At 41.4% G+C, this 2,183-nt stretch carries 2 protein-coding genes; both read left to right on the plus strand.

Translation table 11 applies throughout. The annotated features are described in order from the left end of the window. Positions 1 to 616: 616 nt before the first annotated feature. The gene (locus ACU52_RS14490) at positions 617 to 1,321 is read left to right on the plus strand and encodes a hypothetical protein (RefSeq protein WP_147630900.1); all 705 of its coding nucleotides are present in this window, start codon (positions 617 to 619) and stop codon (positions 1,319 to 1,321) included. Positions 1,322 to 1,323: 2 nt separating this feature from the next. After that, positions 1,324 to 1,740, plus strand: a complete 417-nt coding sequence (locus ACU52_RS14495; protein ID WP_053399321.1) for a TlpA family protein disulfide reductase — start codon at positions 1,324 to 1,326, stop codon at positions 1,738 to 1,740. Positions 1,741 to 2,183 lie beyond the last annotated feature (443 nt).

Raw genomic sequence — 2,183 nt, forward strand, 5'->3', positions numbered from 1 at the left:
ACGACGTAAGTAGAAAGTAGAAAAACGAACAAGTAGTAAAAGTAGAAAATACCAATGCTGAGTGGTTGATACAACGAAACCTACTCAGCATTTGGATTTTTTCACTTTTATTTTTTAATTTTCATTGCGCTCTACGCCTGTTTTTTCAATTAAGTTCCGATAATGCAACCTTAATATCTTCACTTTCATAAACTGGACATAGGAAGTAAGCGGATTGAAAAATTCTAATACTATATTCCGGCAGATTAATTTTATTGATTGTCTGTAACCACGGAAGCAACAAGACTATTGTTCTGTCGGATATGCTATCCGACAGCATTAAGTATCAGGATCTGTGATCCGAAATTCATACATATTAATCAAAAAAATAGTAAGCTCCGGCAGATTACAAATCAGCCGGCACATTAGTCTTGCTGCTACATATCCGTAAGCACGGATAGCGGGAGAGTTGCTGTGGTGTTGCCGTGAAGCATTATTTGTTTTGATAATGCGCGATTTTGTGGGACGGGATACGAAAAGAATGTAAGAATAGCAGATTGCCCACAGATATTTTGTATATTTGCCTATGGAAATCAAGAGGTTAATAAAGACATCTGATAAAATTAAATGTTCAAATATGAAAACCATAATCACTGTTATTTTACTTGGTGCAATTTCTCTTGGTCTACATGCCCAGAATTTTACGCTTAAAGGGCATTTTACAGACATTGCGGATGATACTTTGCTGATAGAATATGTCAGGCGTGAACCTGACAAAAGAGTGGTGAGTGAAAGAATCCCTGTTGACTCAAACGGATTCTTTAATTACAGTTGCGACATTAAGTGGGCGTACAATGCTGAGTTGACAGTTAAATCAAACGGCTACAAGTCGCATATCTTTCTTGTTCCCGGCGAAAGTGCGGAAATAGAGGGACCATGCGCATATTGGAAGATTAATGGCACGGCGTTCTATCAGAGGATGGACAGCATAAACCAAATGCTGCATCCATTTTACAAAGAGTTTGACGCCGCTAAATCAGAATATGACAAGGGCATGGCCGACGGACTCGACAAAGCCGTACTGGACAGCATAAAGAAAGCTGCCAACATGGATATAAACAAAAGGATGTGGAAAGTAACGCATCAGTATATAACGGAGCATCCGAACGATGAAATTTCGGCCGCCATCCTCCTTTCTCAAGACTATACGGACATCTTGCCTGCCATAAGGATGCTGTCTCCGAAAGTGCGCAACGGGCGTTTCAGAAACTACATAGACATAATAGACAATATGTTTTCAAGGCTTGACAAGGAAATAAAGGCGAAAAAATCAGAAAATTAAAGTTGCAGGAAGGCAAGCTTGTGCCCGACTTTACGTTGAAAGATATAGACGGCGAAGATTTCAGCCTTCATTCCATTTTAGGCAAAGGCAAATATATTGTTGTTGATTTCTGGGGTTCCTGGTGCTCTTGGTGCATAAAGGGATTTCCGAAAGTGAAAGAATACTATGACAGGTTCAGGGACAAGTTGGAGATAGTAGGTGTGGCCTGCTATGACAAGGAAGATAAGTGGAAAGCTTCCGTAAGAAAGAACAATGCGCCGTGGATACATGTGTTCTCACCCGACGGCAAAACAGAAGTACGCTTCGGCGTGACAGCCTATCCCTATAAGGTTGTTGTCTCACCGGACGGAAAGGTAATAAAATGCTTCACGGGCGAGACAGATGAATTCTACAATATGCTTGATGATGTGCTAAAGTGATTCGGAGTCATGCCGTGTAAAGCAGGTACACCGCAACATGGCCATGAATGTGACGGGCTGCGAAAGGCAAGGCAGGCCGTGTATAAGTAGGGCGCGCCTTGTTTGCATCATGATGCCGTGGGACAAAAAATCAGCCGGCACAATAGTCTTGCTGCTACATATCCATAAGCACGGAAGCAACAAGGCTATTATTCTGTCGGATATGCACGTGTTGTTGAGCGCAGCGAAAAATTCGCTGCAGCATTAAGTATCAGGATCTGTGATCCGAAATTCATACCTATTAATCAAAAAAATAGGAAGCAAGCGGATTGAAAATCCTGATACGCCATTCCGGCAGATTACAAATCAGCCGGCACATTAGCTTTGTTGGCATATGCCGTTTGTTTTTAAGCCACAAGACATTTGACTTTAACTTCTTTAACTACTCTAACTCCTTTAACTAC

Source organism: Xylanibacter rarus, from assembly GCF_001275135.1.
In the GTDB taxonomy this organism is placed as follows: domain Bacteria; phylum Bacteroidota; class Bacteroidia; order Bacteroidales; family Bacteroidaceae; genus Prevotella; species Prevotella rara.

What these genes read in the sequence shown, in the direction of transcription:
- ACU52_RS14490 (WP_147630900.1), top strand. Translation starts at nt 617, where the DNA reads ATGAAAACCATAATCACTGTTATTTTACTTGGTGCAATTTCTCTTGGT.